The sequence below is a fragment of the Litchfieldella anticariensis FP35 = DSM 16096 genome, assembly GCF_000409775.1.
In the GTDB taxonomy this organism is placed as follows: domain Bacteria; phylum Pseudomonadota; class Gammaproteobacteria; order Pseudomonadales; family Halomonadaceae; genus Litchfieldella; species Litchfieldella anticariensis.
The window spans coordinates 423,794-439,031 of the sequence record NZ_KE332391.1; the positions used below are offsets into that span (position 1 = coordinate 423,794).

Consider the following 15,238-nt stretch of genomic DNA (forward strand, 5'->3'; position numbering starts at 1 on the left):
ACACCTGATCAGGCTAAACAAACGCCCCCCATAAGGTGGCCCCCCCCCAACCGACCAATACCACCCCCAGGCCACGCCCTAGCCAATGACCTCCCGGGGCCAGTTTCTCGATCAACACCCACAGTGCCAGGCCAGCGATCCAGACCAGGTTCATGACACCACCGACGAACAACAGCAACATCAGCACCCAGCAGCAGCCAACGCAGTACATACCGTGCCGCAGGCCCATCATGAAGGTCCCCATCACCCCTTCACGCCAATGCGTCAGCATGAAATCCAGAGGCGAGCGGCAGTGCCGAAGGCAAGCATCCTTCAGTGGCGTCCATTGATAGATACCCGCCCCGATCAGCACCACGCCCGCCCCGACCAGGCTGGTCATCGTCATCATCGGCGAAAGCAGCGCAACGCGCTCCAGGACGTACTGCAACGCAACCGCCAGCACGCTGAACAGCGACCAGATCACAAGGTACCCCGAAGCGAAGATGCCCGAAGCCACGGCACCCTGTCCTCGCTCCCGACGCCGGCGTGACATGGTGACGTGCAGCAGGATCATCGGCGCGGCGCTGGGCAACATCATCGCTGCCATCATCACCACCCACATGACCAGCATCAGAGCCGCTTCAGCCAACGTCCAGGGTGCCAGGCTCATGGGCATCAACATGGTGCCCATGCTCGCCATGGACGTCGCTTCAATGAATAGGTAGCCCCAGCTCAAGACAAGGACGACGCCGAGCCCGACAATCACCAGCAGTCGGTCGCGTCGCAGCACGCTTTCCATCGTCGAAGTGCTCATCGCTCGAGTGCCAACTTCACTGCACTATGCCGACACCCCTCACTATGCCGCCACCCCTTGTGGTGTCTGCACCACATGCGCCAACGTACTGTGTGACCCACTGGTAGTGAATGCGATCGCTCCGCTACTCTGGATATTTGCCGCGGCGACCTCGCCCTCGAGATGCTCGAAACCTTCGGGCATGACGACCCGTATCCGATGCGGCGCACCGGTCACCGGGTTCTTGATCGGCTCCACATCGCTTTGCAGTGCCCCGGGAATATCCAGACGTGCCGTCCTCGCCTCCTGGTCGAACTCGACCGTGATCGGGGCAAAGATGGGATCGTGCATCTTGGTCACGATCAGGCTGAAGATATTGAACAGTGTACCCTCGTCCGAGTGCTCCCCCGACATGATGGCAAACAATGCCTCACGCTGTTCCGGACTGGCCCGTTCATCGATGAGCGGTTGTGCCTCACCATTGCCTTCGTGAAGCGGTCCCGGGAAATGCACGACGACAAAGAATCCCAGACCGTCCAGGCGGGTATCCTCGAAAAACCCGGAGTCGATCTGCATGCCCAGTAATCCCCAACATTCTCCGTGGGTCGGGGGGGCATTGAAATCGCAGGGACAACCAAATGCGCAGTTACAGTTTTTGATCCATCGTCCTTCAAGACGCCAGTTTGCCTGTGCCATGACCATAGCCCCTTATTGTTATCGGCAGGAAAATACCTTCCTTGGACGATGCCGTGCTCCCTACTCATCCTCGTAGTTTAGTGGGCATGGGCTTGGTCGAAAGCGTCTCGTAAGACCATTCATCGTTAAGCTAAGACTGGATTTTTCTCACCAATTTGGATGATCTCGAAACTCATCGAATCAGATGGACGCATGAGAGCATCATACCGTGGCCATCCCAGCTTTTTCGAGAATGGCTTCCAGCAACACCTGACAACCCAGTGCACAGTGCTCGGGGGTGGCGTATTCGGCCTCGTTGTGGCTGATGCCATCGCGGCAGGGAATGAAGATCATCGCCGTCGGCGCTACCCGCGAGACATAAACCGAGTCGTGGCCGGCACCGCTCATCATCCGGCGGTAGGCCACGCCTTGAGCCTTTACTGCGGTTTCCACCGCCTCGATACAACCGGTATTGAAATGCACCACCGGCGATTTCCAGATCCGATCGCTACGGACCTCAACACCAAAGGCGTCACTGGCAGCCATCAGTTCACGCTCGAAAACGGCTTCCAGGGCATCGAGCTCAGCTTCCACCACATGACGCAAATCGACGCTGAGCCTCACCCCGCCAGGGATCACATTACGTGAAGCCGACACGATATCCAGACAGCCACAAGTGACCTTGGTGTCGCCACTCTCGTCGGCCAGTGCATGGCTCTGCAGGCGGTCGATGAGGCGCGCCGCTGCTGCAAGCGCATCGTGGCGATAGCGCATCGGCGTCGGCCCCGCATGAGCGGACTGGCCAGTGAAGGTCACGTCGAACCAGCGCATGCCCTGCACACCGGTCACGACTCCCAGGCTTTCGCCCTCCTCCTCCAGCACCGGCCCCTGCTCGATATGCAACTCGAAGAAGGCAGCCAAGCGTGGCTCGCCCACCGGCATCGTACCCGCAAAGCCGGTGGCTTCGAGCGCCTCTCCCAGCGTCACGCCATCGCGATCCTCGCGAGCCAGGGTCGATTCAACGCTGAACTCGCCAGCATAGGTGCCCGATGCAACCATGGCGGGTGCGAAGCGACTGCCCTCCTCGTTGGTCCATATCACCAGCTCCAGGGGCCGCTCGGTGACGATACCCCGATCATGCAGGGTGCGGAACACTTCGAGGCCGGCCAGCACGCCAAGAATGCCGTCGAAGCGACCGCCCCGGGGCTGGGTATCCAGATGGCTGCCGGTCGCCACCGGATCCAGGTCATCGAGCGTGCCGGAGCGGCGAATAAACAGGTTGCCGACCCGATCCACTTTCACCGAACAACCAATCGCCTCGCACCATTCGATCAAGAGCCGCCGACCGGCGGCATCTTCCTCGGTCAGCGCCAGGCGACAACTGCCACCATTCTCGGTAGGGCCAATCTCGGCCATGGCCATCAGGCTGTCCCACAGCCGTTGGGAATCGATGGATACTGTCATTGTTATTCCTCTCGTCGGTCATTCATGAGATGACCTTAGAAACAGCGCTCATGCAGCGATATACCCCAATCGGGATATGTCATCGAACGTTCGCACCTCGCTAGCCTGCTCTCGGCTCCCTTCGATTCGCACAACAAAGAGGCCGAGACCATGAACGAGATCCTCAAGACGTCCCACACCTACGATGCCGATGCCCTGTGGCGGAAGGACAAGGACCACTTCATCCACCCCTTCACTGACTTCAGCGTCTTCCATGAACAAGGCTGCGACCTGATCACCGATAGTGAAGGCATTCACGTCGCCGATGCCCACGGCAACCGCTTCATCGATGGCATCGCTGGGCTATGGTGCGTCAATGTCGGCCACGGTCGAACCGAGATCGCCCAAGCCATGGCCGAGCAAGCCACGCGCATGGCCTACTTCTCGACTTTCAACAATCTTTCCAATGCGCCAGCCGCCGAGCTCGCCGCCAAGCTCGCCGAGTTGGCTCCCGCACACCTCAACCATGTGTTCTATAGCTGCGGAGGATCTGCTGCCAACGACGCCACCATCCGCCTGGTGCACTACTACTTCAACCGCCTGGGCAAGCCAAACAAGAAGCGCATCCTGTCACGTCGCAATGCCTACCACGGCACGACGTATCTCGCCGCCAGCCTGACCGGCATCGAGAGCAACAACTGGGATTTCGACACCCTCGACCATCTGGTGACCCACCTCAGCGAGGCCAACTGCTATCGCTGCCCGCAGGGCATGAGCGAATCCAAGTACTGCGATCACTTGGTGAAGGAGTTAGAGGACATCATCGAGCGGATCGGCGCCGACAATATCGCCGCCTTCATCGCCGAACCGATCATGGGCGCCGGCGGCGTATTGATGGCACCCGAGGGTTATCACAAGCGCATGCAGGCGGTGTGTCGTGCTCACGACATCCTCTACATCGCCGACGAGGTGGTCACCGGCTTTGGCCGTCTGGGACATTTCTTCGCTTCTGAGGCGGTATTCGATACCCAACCGGACATCATCAACGTCGCCAAGGGATTGTCGTCGGGCTATGCCCCGTTGGGCGCCACGCTAATCTCCGACGAACTCTACGCGGTGCTCGGCACGCCGCAACGCAAGGGAGGCGTGCTCAGCACCGGATTCACCTACTCGGGCCACCCCGTGAGCTGTGCCGCGGCGTTGAAGAACATCGAAATCATGCAGCGCGAGGCGATCTGCGACAACGTCCGCAAGCTCGGCCCCTACCTCGAGACTCAACTCAAGACCCTGGCGCATCACGAGACGGTGGGCGACGTACGTGGCAGCCATTTCATGCTGTGCATCGAGAATGTCGCCGACAAGACGACCAAGGATCTGTTGCCAGTGGAAGCACGAGTCGGCGACCGAGTCGCCTTCGAGGCCCAGCAGCGTGGGCTGATCGTCCGTCCGGTGGGACATCTGAACATCGTCTCGCCACCGTTGATCTGGGACCGCGGCGTCGTCGACCGGGTGGTGGCAATCCTCGACGAATCGCTGGCCGCGACCACCGCCACACTGAAACGCGACGGTTATCTATAAGCCCTGTCCATCCTCGAAACACCATTACAACGACAAGACGAGATTGCTCTATGGAAAGCTTTGGACTCTGGAGCCTGTTGCCCACCCTGGTGGTGCTGGGCATGGCGATCATCACTCGCCGCACCATCGAATCGCTGATGGCCGGCACCCTGGTCGGCCTGCTGATGATCGATCCCACCACGGTGGTCAGCCAAGGTTCCAATATCCTGCTGACAGTACTCGGCAATGACACCGTGACTTGGATCATACTGGTCTGCGGCCTGTTCGGCAGCCTGATCGCGCTGCTGGTCAAGACCGGCGGGGTGCTGACCTTCGGCGACGCTGTGACCCGGCGAATCCATACACGCCAGCAGAGCCTGCTGGCCACCTGGCTGCTGGGTCTGGTGATTTTCGTCGACGATTACCTGAACGCGCTGACCATCAGCGCCTCGATGAAGAAGATCACCGACCGCTTCAAGGTCTCGCGCGAGATGCTGTCCTATGTGGTCGACTCGACCGCGGCACCGATCTGTATCCTGGTGCCTTTCTCCACCTGGGCGGTGTTCTTCGCCGGACTGCTGGAAGACAACGAAGTCGCCACCAACGGCATGGGCCTGTACATCGAGGCGATTCCCTTCATGTTCTATGCCTGGATCGCCGCCGCCATCGTGCCGCTGGTGGCCATGGGCATGATACCGGCGCTGGGCCCCATGAAGGCCGCCGAGGCCCGCGCCGCTTCCGGCCGGTTGATGCCTGAAGGCGTCGACGACGCTGTCTTGGAAGTGGAGGACGACGGTCGTCGTCGACCGCACCTGCTCAATTTCCTACTGCCCATCGCTGCGCTGATTGGCTTCACCTGGTACTTCGAGATCGACATCCTGCGCGGGGTGATCGTGGCCCTGGCGGTCACGCTGGCACTGATCTTCAGCCAACGCCTGCTGAGCTTTCACGATACCTTCGACACCGCGCTGGAGGGGTTCAAGGCGATGATCATGCCGCTCGGCACCCTGGTCGCCGGCTTCACCCTCAAGGAAGTCAACGATGTGCTGGGCCTGACCGAGTTCGTGATCGCCACGGTGCAACCGCTGATGACACCCGGCATGCTACCGGCGGTGGTATTCGTCACCATGGCCTTCCTGGCCTTCGCCACCGGCTCCTTCTGGGGGCTGTTCGCCGTGGCCATGCCGATCGTGCTGCCGTTGGCAGCCAGCGTCGAGGCCAACATGCCACTGGTGATCGGTGCCTTGATCTCGGCCAGTTCGTTCGGCAGCCATGCCTGTTTCTACGGCGACTCCACCGTGCTTTCCGCCCAGGGCAGTGGCTGCACGCCAATGGCCCATGCCCTGACCCAACTGCCTTATGTACTGATTGCCGCCACCCTCGCCACTGGTGTATTCCTGGTGGTGGGCCATCTATGAGAATCGCCATGACCCATACATCGAACACTCCCCACATGAACGTCACTCCCGCGGAACTAGGCTTTGCCATGCCCGCCGAGTTTTCTCCCCATAGCGCCTGCTGGATGCTGTGGCCGCAGCGTCCGGATACCTGGCGCTATGGCGCCAAGCCCGCACAACAGGCGTTCGTCGAGGTCGCCACGGCCATCGCCGAGAGCGAAACCGTCTACGTGGGCGTCAACGACGAGCAGTATGAGAACGCGCGCAATCAATTACCCGCCCATGTGCGCGTGGTAGAACTCTCCAGTAACGATGCTTGGATGCGCGATGTAGGCCCGACCTTCGTCACTCACCCCGACGGCCGGCTGGCAATGGTCGACTGGGAGTTCAACGCCTGGGGTGGGCTCAAGGGCGGGCTCTATTTCCCGTGGGACAAGGACCGCCGCATCCGCACCAAGATCGCCGAGATACTCGGTATTCCGCGCTTCGAGGCGCCAGTAGTGCTGGAAGGCGGTGCCATCCACGTCGATGGCGATGGTACCCTGATCACCACCGAAGAATGCCTTCTCAACCCCAACCGCAACCCGGACCTCTCCCGCCAACGGATGGAAAACGTACTGCACGATTATCTGGGTGTGGAGAAGGTCATCTGGCTACCGCGTGGCTGCCATCTCGACGAGACCGACGGCCACATCGACAACCTGTGCTGCTTCGTGGCTCCCGGCGAAGTGGCATTGAACTGGTGCGACGACGAGCATGACCCGCAGCACGCCATATCACGCGAGGCGTTGGAGGTACTGGAAAACGCCACCGATGCCCGCGGCCGTGCATTGAAGGTGCACAAGTTGCCCCAACCCGGACCGCTGCATATCGCCGAGGAAGAAGCCAGTGGCATCGACCGCCTGAGCAGCTCCCATCCACGCCAACCGGGCGATCGCATGGCTGCCTCCTACGCCAACTTCTACATTGGCAACTCGGTGGTGGTGATGCCGCTGCTCGACCCGACCCACGACGACCAAGCCAAAGCGACACTTCAGGATCTATTCCCCGACAGACGGGTAATTGGCGTGCCCGCTCGCGAGATCCTGCTCGGCGGCGGCAATATTCACTGCATTACGCAGCAACAGCCTCTTTGCGTCGCCTCTCCAGGCATGTCGAGGCCAGAGTAAAAAAACAGCGTTTGGAAACTTCGACACTGAATCGACGGTCCAACGTTGCAATCCTCAACGGAAGGAGAAATAGCATGAGGCAGTTATTCACGACTGGACTGTTGGCCGTCATCCTGGCGATCGGACTTGCCGCTTGCGGTACTACCCCCACCGAGCGTGCCACCAGCGGTGCCGGCGTCGGTGCTGCTGCCGGTGCGGGAGCCGCCGTCATCACTGGCGGCAGTATGATTCGTGGCGCAGTCATCGGTGCCGGTGTCGGTGCTGCAACCGGTGCATTGACCGACGAGGATGACATCAATCTGGAAAGGGATTAGTGGCATATCCCGAAACCGCGCATGCCGAAATGGAAGTGGTCGGCATGCGCGGCATTGTACTCCGGCCCCAGCACACTGCCGAACACATCACAGGCACCATCACGTATCTCGCGCAGAAACGCTCCTGCATCATCTTCATCACCCCAGTCATCGCGCAGGGTAATACGCTGACCATCTGCCAAACGAAAGGCCGCCACATCCAGCGCCTCCGCTGAAGCATGCTCGCTGCGACGACTATCCTCACGTCCATACACATTGCGGCAAGCAAAGCTACCATAGTGCTCGACCCTCGCCACAGGCGAGTCGAAGATGGTTTCTGCAGCAGGCTGCAGCCGTTGACGCTCGAACATTACCCAAGCCAATGCCAAGGGACAGGTGGCGACGAAACTAGCGTTGAACTCGACACCGCTTTCTCGCAGGTGTACCACATTCGACAGTGGACAGCCTTCCACCGGAGTATGGTCATCGAGCGGCGCATAGCGTAGAGCAGCATCTGGCACACGCTCCAGCGTCGCCAGGCAAGCTTCGCGATCTCCCGACAGGCGCTTGAACTTCCACTTGGTCACCGGCGTCAGCGGATCGTCCACCACCAGCGGCTGCCAGGGATTCCAATGGCGTGGAATCGACCACCAGCCCCTCTCGAAACCCAGGCCGATCACGATCAATATCAGGAGGATGAGGAGGATACGCATGACCTTTTTCCTTTCCTGCAGCGTAAACGCCATCGAGCCTTACTAAAAAGCCCCACCTGATGAGCGGGGCAAGCCAAGCGAGGGAGAGATCGTCGTGTCTACTCCTTGAATGACGCTAAGTTCTCCCTTGTCACCAACACGAACGGAATCATGATCTTGCTATCGATATCCTCGCCAGAAATCAAGCTCACTGCCGCATCAACCGCACCTGCGCCCTGGCCAGCGGCATCCTGAAACACCGAGACCGCCAGTCCACCCTGTTCCATTGAGGCCAAGGCATCGGAAGTCGCATAGATTCCATCAGCGTTTTGCCTCGAGCTGCCTTCAGATTCCCTCACGGTAGACACCCTTGCCGTCGGCTAGCACTTCCCCTTGCCGGGCGTGCAGGGGACTTTCACCCCCAAGTCATCCCGAGGCACCACCCTCGGGAACAGCGCCAGTCAGGCGCACACTAAAAAAACCCGCCATCATGAAGTGACCCCCAATAGTTGGACGGGTTGATTCAGGTAGTGGCGGTCCCCAAGGCCTGGATCCTGTATTCCACAGGGCTCAGGCCTTTTAGGTTGGCCTTGATGCGGTCATGGTTGTAATAGCGTATGTAGGCCCGGAGTTCCCTGATGAACCTCTCTACACCAGTAAATTTCTGGCCATGGAAGAACTCACTCTTCAAGAGGCCGAAGAAGTTCTCGATGACGGCATTGTCCAGGCAGTTCCCGCTACGAGACATGCTGACCTCGGCTCCTCTAGCGGTCAACGCCGCGTGATAGGCAGGCATCTGATACTGCCAGCCCTGATCAGAATGAAGAACCAGCCCTTCGGCATCTTTGACCTGCTGCAAGGCTTTACCCAGCATGGCCATGACCATCGGCAGCCGAGGGGTACGGGCAATAGAGAATGCCACGATTTCTCGGTTATAGAGGTCCATGACCGGTGACAGGAAGACCTTTTCCCCTCGAATGTTGAACTCTGTAATATCTGTTACCCACTTCTGATGCGGACGGTCTGCTCGGAAATGGCGCTGTAGACGGTTGGCGGCGAGACCACCTTCGTCACCTCGGAAGGACCGGTAACGCTTGGGTCGCACTGTTGATTTTAGTCCTGCCTGTATCATCAACTTCTGGACGGTCTTGTGATTGAGATGACAGCCTTCCCTCCGAAGGGCCAGCGTCATGCGGCGATAGCCGTAGCGCCCCTTGTGGGCATGGAAGATACGATGGATAAGCTGTCTTTCGGACACATAAGCATCTGGGCGCTGAAGCACTTTTCGCCAGTAGTAATAGACGCTACGCGCAAGGCCAGCTGCACGCAGCAAGTAAGCAAGCGCATGGCTTTGCCTTAGCTCATTGATGATCAACGTTTTTTCTCTTCGGTTGATCGTTTTGACTGAGCCAAGGCTTTCAGCTTTTTTAGATAGGCGTTCTCTGCTCGCAGATAGGCCAACTCCTCCGCCATTTCTTCTGGCGACATCTGGTCAGGTGCCTTGGTACCAGAGGATGGCGGTTTCTTCTTTTTCACACGAGGTCTCCCACGGCGGTCAGACAAGCCGTCAACCCCATGAGAGGCATACTGGCGCCGCCATTCTCTAATGGTAGTACGCGCTGGGATGTTGAAGTAAGCACTGGCCTCACGAAGAGAGCCGCCTTCTTCGAGAAAACGCACGACTTTCAGCTTGAAGGCCAGATCATAGACCTGGGGGCGTGTACGGCGAGCCAATCCTGCCTCACCATGTTGGCGATAGACCTCTACCCATGACCTGACAACACCTCTATCCAGCCCGAACTGTATCGCTGTGCGTCTGCTTCCTCCCGCCGGACTCTCGTGGTGCAGGACCACTTGTAACTTGAACTCACTGGAATACCTCGCCATGCAAAACCCCCTACAGTTGGAGCGGTGTCCAACTTTCGGGGGTCAGTTCAATCAGGCGGGGAAACAAGGCGTCCACACTGTGCCTCGGAGAGAAACGGAGGTTAACTCACTGCTTGACGATCCACTCGTGAACCGGGTCGTTCTGGAATTTCCACTCGCGCTTGGGGCCGGCCATCACGTTCAAGTAATAGAGCTCATAGCCATGGGGCACTCCTGCCGGGTGATAGCCACGTGGCACCATCACGCAGCAGCCATCTTCTACCGCCATGGTCTCGTCCAGCGAACGATCGTCAGTGTAGACACGCTGGAAGGCAAAGCCTTGAGACGGGTTCAAACGGTGGTAGTAGGTTTCCTCAAGAATGGACTCTTCCGGAAGATTGTCCACATCATGCTTGTGTGGCGGATAGCTCGACCAGTTGCCCGCCGGCGTATAGACCTCGACCACCAGCAAACTGTCGGCTGCCTCGGTTTCCGGGAGGATGTCCTGGATATGGCGGGTATTGCTGCCGGTTCCTCGGGTGCTGCGCTTGACCTGCTCGGGCGCGATTAACCGCGCCGGATAGTTGCCTTTGCCAGGCGCACTGCATACCGCCAGCTCCAGATCGGTAGTCGCTTCGACGCTGAACCCGACGCCATCGGGCAGGTAGACGGAATATGGGGGTATCTTCTCGAAGATGTCCATTCGCTCGCCGATGTCTTCCCAGCGGTTGTCTCCGCTGGCCACGGTGGCTCGGCCGGAGAGCAGGACTAGGCAGTGCTCACGGTCTCCGGTATTGCCTTCGAGACTTTGCCCCTTGGCGAGCTTGTGAACCCGGAAACCGACATGGTCCCAACCGGCGGATTCCGGGGTGACCTCGAGTACCTTGCCTTGGGCATCGGGGTCCTGGGGGCGTACCAGAAGCGATGTCATCTCTTGCCCTCCTAACTATCTAATACATAGAAACTTATGCGTAGTAACGGTGTATATGTCATTTCTGGACATTGCGGCTCGCCCGGCGAGCGCACAGCACCACCCTCATGCCGCACTTCGACGGCATGCCATAGGTAGCACTATCTTCTTTGTCAGCGATCTTTCTTTAGTCAGAGATCGAGCGAGGTGTCACACCTGACCACTGACCGAGGTATCGTCCTTGCCGGCGGCGTCACGGGCCTTGTCCTGTCGCACCCCGAGGGCGATCGCCAACGTCTGGGTCAGGCACAGCGATGCTGTCAGACCACGGAAACTCTTGACTTCCGCCTCGTGCACGACGAGTGAGACATCGGCCAGCCGCGCCAAAGGGCTGAGGTTGGAATCGGTGATCACGATCAACGGAACACCACGCTCCTTGGCCTCGGCAGCAATCTCACGTGACTCCTGGGCATAGGGCGAGAAACTGATCACCAGTACGGCATCCCGCTTGCCGACGGATTTCATCTGCTCACCGTGCATCCCCCCCAGTCCATTGACCAGAAAGGCCCGCTTGTCGATATGATGCAGCGCGTAGGTGAAATAGCTGGCGACCACGAAGCTGCGCCGGGCGCCCATCACGTGCACGATCTCTGCCCGCTCGAAGATATCCAGTGCCCGCTCCAGGTCGCGCGGGTCGATACGCCCGGGCAATGACTCCAGAACCTCACGGTTGGCCTCGGCGAACTCCCACAACAGTTGGGTACTGTCGGGGGTTTCTCCGGTAGCGGTACGCACCGCGCGAATGCGCTCGGCATAGTTGGGCAACTCATCCACCAGACGCGAGCGGAATAGCTGCTGCATCTCGGAGAAACCCTTGAAGTCGAAGCTGTTGGCGAAACGGATCAAGGTCGAGGGAGTGACGCCCGCTCTTTCGGCCAACTTGGCGACGGTGGCAAAGGCCACCTCCTGCGGGTGATCGAGCAGGAAGCGTGCCGTCTGCTGAAGCCGCCGGCTCAAGGAGGCGTACTCCTCGGTGATACGCGCTTCGAGTTCCGCAAAGTCCTGTGGGGGCTTGGGCTTGGTCATGGTCGAGCCTTCCTTCCGAGGCCACGGCACCCCGGCTTTGACATGGTCGCGAGTGCAGTCTAGGCACATTGGAACAAAAATTCTATATATACGATAGTATAGAACATACAATTCTCATCGTACAGGGAACGGACAACCTCAACCAGCACCAGAAACCGTGTCTGCATGCCTCCCGATATCGGGCACTAGGTTGCCGTTTGAACATGAATATCTTATCTACTTCGCCTTGCCAATCGCAGTGAGTTGTTCACCAATACAAGGACAGATCCACGTACACCTTTGGTCGTAGGGCCATGCGATCCCCCCTTCAACTCTGCTTCTACCTTCACGGCCACCCTTCATTATCCTGTTGATTTACAAGACCACAATTCCTTTCTATCGCAGCACTTGAACGCCATTGAGATGAATTTTCCGTATATTGATTTGATGGAATGATTGTTCTAACTTTCAACTCATTCAGAACGCCTTGGCTCTGCGTTCCCTCGATTCACGCATCGAAGCCGGTTAGCCACGACAACCTACTAGCAATGGTGGATTCATCGATGTCCGAGCAAACTCTCAAGTTTTCCCTGAACCACATGGTGTGCCCTCGCCTGAGCGCGGAGCAGTTGATCGAAGCCGCCAAGGAGATGGGCCTGGGTGCGGTCGAACTGCGCAATGACGTACAAGCCAATAGCATCACCGAACTCGACCAGGCCAAGGCGGCAGGCCAGCGCACCCGCGAGTTGGAAATCGAAGTGCTCAGCATCAACGCCCTTTACCCCTTCAATATCTGGAATGACGAGCGCGCCGCCCAGGCCGAAAAGCTGGCACAACTCGTCGATGCCGCCGGTGGCCGGGGCCTGGTGCTCTGCCCGCTGGTCGATGGCGACTACAACGCCTCCGAGGAAGAAAAGCACGCCGGCCTCAAAAAGGCACTGACGGCATTGGATAGCATCCTTGGCCGCTACGACCTGCAGGGCCTCGTCGAACCGCTAGGCTTCCCCATTTCCTCGCTGCGCACCAAGGAAAAAGCGGTCAAGGCGATCCAGGAACTGGGACTCGAGCAACGTTTCGGCCTTGTCCATGACACCTTCCACCACCAAGGTGCCGGCGAGACCGCCTTCTATGCCGAGCATACCGGTCTGGTACACATTTCCGGCGTCGAGGACCCGGCAATCAGTTTCGACGACATGCTCGACGCCCATCGCCTGTTGGTGGGAGATCGCGACCGCCTGGACAACGTCGGCCAGATCAAGGAACTGCTGGCCGCCGGTTACAGTGGCTACTTCTCCTTCGAGCCCTTTGCCGAGCAAGTCCATGGGCTGAAGGACCCGCTTGGTGCCGTGAAGGAAAGCATCGATTACATCCGCCAGCAGTTGTCCGCGTAACGGCCCGTCGAATTCTCCAACGCAAGACCAACGACCGCTGGAGACCAAGAGAGGACTGAATCATGAAAATTGCCCTCGATCCCCATATGCACCGGCACTTATCGCTCGAGGAAACCTGCCGCCTGACCGCGGAACTGGGTTACGACTATATCGAGCTGTCGCCGCGTCCGGACTTCCTGCAGTGGTGGACCCGCCCTCGCGTCTATCCCGAGCGCGTCCGTTCGTTCAAGAAGGCGATGAAAGACCATGGCGTCAGCCTTGCCACCCTGCAACCGATGTACCGCTGGTCCAGTCCGTACCAGGACGAGTGGGAGATGGCCATGGACAACTGGAAGCGGGTCATCGAGGTTGCCGTGGAAATGGAGTGCGACACCCTGATCTCCGAGTTCGGCCGTGGTGGGTCCGATGAGCGCTCCAACGCCGACCGCGAGGGCCGTCACTCACCCGAGGCCTGCGAAAATGCCTTCTGGCGCTCCATGGATGTGCTGGTACCGATTCTCGAGCGCGAGGGACTGACGCTCAGCGTCGAGCCCCATCCCGAAGACTGGGTCGAGACCATCGAGCCGGCGGTGGACATCATCAAGACCATCAATTCCAAGTCAGTGAAGTGCTCCTACATCGCACCTCACTCCTTCTATTACGGCGACGATCTGGCCGAGTCGATTCGCTGCACCAAGGACGTGCTGGTCCATGCCCGCGTCGCCGACACCTTCAACCACAAGGCCTCCTCGGGCCTGCGCTACATCGTCAACCCGCCGAGCTCCACCGCACGGGTGCATCAACACCTCGATATCGGCGAGGGTGAAATCGATTGGGACGTGTTCTTCGGCACCCTGCACGAGATCGGCTTCGACGGCGTCTTGTCCAGCTGCGTGTTCGGCTGGGAAGAGCGCGCCGAGGAATCCTCGCGCTTCATGCGCGAAGAGATCCAGCGCTACGTCGACAAATACTGGAATAAATGAGGACGCAACAATGACAGTCAGAATCGGAGTCATCGGTACCGGGATGATCGGCGAGGAGCATTCGCGTCGCATCACCCAGACACTCACCGATGGAGAAATCGTCGCCGTCACCGATGTCAACGCCGAGCAGGCGCAGCGCATGGCCGACAATCTGGGGCTCAGTGCCAAGGTCTACGACAATGGCCAGGACCTGATCAAGGCCGACGATGTCGATGCCGTGTTGGTCACCTCCTGGGGCCCGACCCACGAGGAGTATGTGCTGGCGGCCATCGAAGCCGGCAAGTACGTGTTCTGCGAGAAGCCACTGGCCACCACCGCCGAAGGCTGCCGCAACATCATCGATGCCGAGATCCAGGCCGGCAAGCGCATGGTACAGGTCGGCTTCATGCGCCGTTACGACAGCGGCTACAAGATGATGAAGGATGTCATCGACGCCAATAAGCTCGGCGAGCCGCTGATGATCCATGCCGCGCACCGCAACCCCGAGGTGCCGGAGCGTTACGTTACGCCGATGGCGATCCACGACACGCTGATCCACGAGTTGGATACCTTCCGCTGGCTGCTCGACGACGACTACAAGAGCGCCCAGGTCATCTTCCCGCGCAAGACCCGCCACGCTCATAGCAAGGTGGAAGATCCACAGATGGTGCTGCTGGAAACCGTCAAGGGCGTACGCATCGACGTGGAAGTCTTCGTCAACTGCCAGTACGGCTACGACATCCAGTGCTCCGTCGTCGGCGAGGAAGGCATAGCCAACCTGCCCGAGCCGCAGAGCCTGCAGTACCGACAGGCCGGCAAGCTCTCCAGCGACATCCTTCAGGATTGGAAGAAACGTTTCAACGACGCCTTCGATGTCGAGCTTCAGGCCTTCATCGATGGTGTTGCCAACGGTGAGATCGGCGGGCCGTCGTCCTGGGACGGCTATGCCGCGGCCATTGCCGGCGATGTTTGTGTCAAGGCCCAGGAAAGCGGCCAGATCGAGTCGATCGAGATGCCGGAGCGCCCTGGGTTCTATGCCTGACCCGCGCATGCCCTTGGCTTGATGC

The 15,238-nt window shown here is 59.3% G+C and carries 15 protein-coding genes; 7 read left to right on the forward strand and 8 right to left on the reverse strand.

The window, feature by feature from the left end; translation table 11 throughout:
• Nucleotides 1-13: 13 nt before the first annotated feature.
• From L861_RS14375 to L861_RS14385, 3 genes are all read right to left on the reverse strand, one after another.
• Nucleotides 14-793, reverse strand: coding sequence for a DUF2182 domain-containing protein (locus L861_RS14375; RefSeq protein WP_027947641.1), 780 nt, complete (start codon nucleotides 791-793; stop codon nucleotides 14-16).
• A gap of 42 nt (nucleotides 794-835) precedes the next feature.
• A complete protein-coding gene (locus tag L861_RS14380) occupies nucleotides 836-1,474 on the reverse strand; it encodes a DUF1326 domain-containing protein (protein WP_021029201.1) in 639 nt (212 codons plus the stop codon).
• Nucleotides 1,475-1,669: 195 nt separating this feature from the next.
• Entirely contained in the window at nucleotides 1,670-2,911 is a 1,242-nt protein-coding gene (locus L861_RS14385) for a M20 family metallo-hydrolase (protein ID WP_016417191.1), read from the reverse strand.
• A 150-nt stretch (nucleotides 2,912-3,061) separates the two neighbouring features.
• Here L861_RS14385 and L861_RS14390 point away from each other — a divergent pair, with 150 nt between their 5' ends.
• From L861_RS14390 to L861_RS14405, 4 genes are all read left to right on the forward strand, one after another.
• Complete coding sequence (locus L861_RS14390) at nucleotides 3,062-4,468, forward strand: aminotransferase (protein ID WP_016417192.1); 1,407 nt, start codon at nucleotides 3,062-3,064, stop codon at nucleotides 4,466-4,468.
• Nucleotides 4,469-4,518: 50 nt separating this feature from the next.
• Nucleotides 4,519-5,865 carry a Na+/H+ antiporter NhaC family protein gene (locus L861_RS14395; protein ID WP_016417193.1) on the forward strand — a complete coding sequence of 449 codons (1,347 nt, stop codon included), beginning with the start codon at nucleotides 4,519-4,521 and terminating at the stop codon, nucleotides 5,863-5,865.
• Between the two features lie 8 nt (nucleotides 5,866-5,873).
• A complete protein-coding gene (aguA, locus tag L861_RS14400) occupies nucleotides 5,874-7,013 on the forward strand; it encodes an agmatine deiminase (protein ID WP_016417194.1) in 1,140 nt (379 codons plus the stop codon).
• A gap of 74 nt (nucleotides 7,014-7,087) precedes the next feature.
• Nucleotides 7,088-7,327: a YMGG-like glycine zipper-containing protein gene (locus L861_RS14405; RefSeq protein WP_016417195.1), complete on the forward strand. Its 240-nt coding sequence runs from the start codon at nucleotides 7,088-7,090 to the stop codon at nucleotides 7,325-7,327.
• On the opposite strand, the gene L861_RS14410 is transcribed toward L861_RS14405, so the two are convergent.
• From L861_RS14410 to L861_RS14430, 5 genes are all read right to left on the reverse strand, one after another.
• Nucleotides 7,324-8,019, reverse strand: a complete 696-nt coding sequence (locus L861_RS14410; RefSeq protein WP_016417196.1) for an extensin-like domain-containing protein — start codon at nucleotides 8,017-8,019, stop codon at nucleotides 7,324-7,326. The genes L861_RS14405 and L861_RS14410 overlap by 4 nt on opposite strands.
• 98 nt (nucleotides 8,020-8,117) lie before the next feature.
• Entirely contained in the window at nucleotides 8,118-8,357 is a 240-nt protein-coding gene (locus L861_RS24570) for a type 1 periplasmic-binding domain-containing protein (RefSeq protein WP_144063046.1), read from the reverse strand.
• Nucleotides 8,358-8,521: 164 nt separating this feature from the next.
• Nucleotides 8,522-9,885 (reverse strand): IS3 family transposase gene (locus L861_RS24230; protein ID WP_371827890.1). Its coding sequence is split into 2 segments (ribosomal slippage): nucleotides 8,522-9,429 and nucleotides 9,429-9,885, totalling 1,365 coding nucleotides; the frame shifts between segments, so codons are not numbered across the junction.
• A 106-nt stretch (nucleotides 9,886-9,991) separates the two neighbouring features.
• Complete coding sequence (iolB, locus tag L861_RS14425) at nucleotides 9,992-10,795, reverse strand: 5-deoxy-glucuronate isomerase (protein ID WP_016417198.1); 804 nt, start codon at nucleotides 10,793-10,795, stop codon at nucleotides 9,992-9,994.
• A 189-nt stretch (nucleotides 10,796-10,984) separates the two neighbouring features.
• Nucleotides 10,985-11,860: a MurR/RpiR family transcriptional regulator gene (locus tag L861_RS14430; protein WP_016417199.1), complete on the reverse strand. Its 876-nt coding sequence runs from the start codon at nucleotides 11,858-11,860 to the stop codon at nucleotides 10,985-10,987.
• Nucleotides 11,861-12,402: 542 nt separating this feature from the next.
• Here L861_RS14430 and L861_RS14435 point away from each other — a divergent pair.
• The 3 genes from L861_RS14435 (at nucleotide 12,403) to iolG (ending at nucleotide 15,213) form a co-directional block, all read left to right on the forward strand.
• Nucleotides 12,403-13,230: a TIM barrel protein gene (locus L861_RS14435; protein ID WP_016417200.1), complete on the forward strand. Its 828-nt coding sequence runs from the start codon at nucleotides 12,403-12,405 to the stop codon at nucleotides 13,228-13,230.
• 62 nt (nucleotides 13,231-13,292) lie between these two features.
• The gene (locus tag L861_RS14440; protein WP_016417201.1) at nucleotides 13,293-14,192 is read left to right on the forward strand and encodes a sugar phosphate isomerase/epimerase family protein; all 900 of its coding nucleotides are present in this window, start codon (nucleotides 13,293-13,295) and stop codon (nucleotides 14,190-14,192) included.
• Nucleotides 14,193-14,202: 10 nt separating this feature from the next.
• Nucleotides 14,203-15,213, forward strand: coding sequence for a bifunctional inositol 2-dehydrogenase/D-chiro-inositol 1-dehydrogenase (iolG, locus tag L861_RS14445; RefSeq protein ID WP_016417202.1), 1,011 nt, complete (start codon nucleotides 14,203-14,205; stop codon nucleotides 15,211-15,213).
• Nucleotides 15,214-15,238: the final 25 nt, after the last annotated feature.

Excerpts from the sequence above, each read along its gene's own strand:
- L861_RS14375 (WP_027947641.1), bottom strand. The coding sequence starts at position 793 with ATGAGCACTTCGACGATGGAAAGCGTGCTGCGACGCGACCGACTGCTG.
- L861_RS14380 (WP_021029201.1), bottom strand. The coding sequence starts at position 1,474 with ATGGTCATGGCACAGGCAAACTGGCGTCTTGAAGGACGATGGATCAAA.
- L861_RS14385 (WP_016417191.1), bottom strand. The coding sequence starts at position 2,911 with ATGACAGTATCCATCGATTCCCAACGGCTGTGGGACAGCCTGATGGCC.
- L861_RS14390 (WP_016417192.1), top strand. The coding sequence starts at position 3,062 with ATGAACGAGATCCTCAAGACGTCCCACACCTACGATGCCGATGCCCTG.
- L861_RS14395 (WP_016417193.1), top strand. The coding sequence starts at position 4,519 with ATGGAAAGCTTTGGACTCTGGAGCCTGTTGCCCACCCTGGTGGTGCTG.
- aguA (WP_016417194.1), top strand. The coding sequence starts at position 5,874 with ATGACCCATACATCGAACACTCCCCACATGAACGTCACTCCCGCGGAA.
- L861_RS14405 (WP_016417195.1), top strand. The coding sequence starts at position 7,088 with ATGAGGCAGTTATTCACGACTGGACTGTTGGCCGTCATCCTGGCGATC.
- L861_RS14410 (WP_016417196.1), bottom strand. The coding sequence starts at position 8,019 with ATGCGTATCCTCCTCATCCTCCTGATATTGATCGTGATCGGCCTGGGT.
- iolB (WP_016417198.1), bottom strand. The coding sequence starts at position 10,795 with ATGACATCGCTTCTGGTACGCCCCCAGGACCCCGATGCCCAAGGCAAG.
- L861_RS14430 (WP_016417199.1), bottom strand. The coding sequence starts at position 11,860 with ATGACCAAGCCCAAGCCCCCACAGGACTTTGCGGAACTCGAAGCGCGT.
- L861_RS14435 (WP_016417200.1), top strand. The coding sequence starts at position 12,403 with ATGTCCGAGCAAACTCTCAAGTTTTCCCTGAACCACATGGTGTGCCCT.
- L861_RS14440 (WP_016417201.1), top strand. The coding sequence starts at position 13,293 with ATGAAAATTGCCCTCGATCCCCATATGCACCGGCACTTATCGCTCGAG.
- iolG (WP_016417202.1), top strand. The coding sequence starts at position 14,203 with ATGACAGTCAGAATCGGAGTCATCGGTACCGGGATGATCGGCGAGGAG.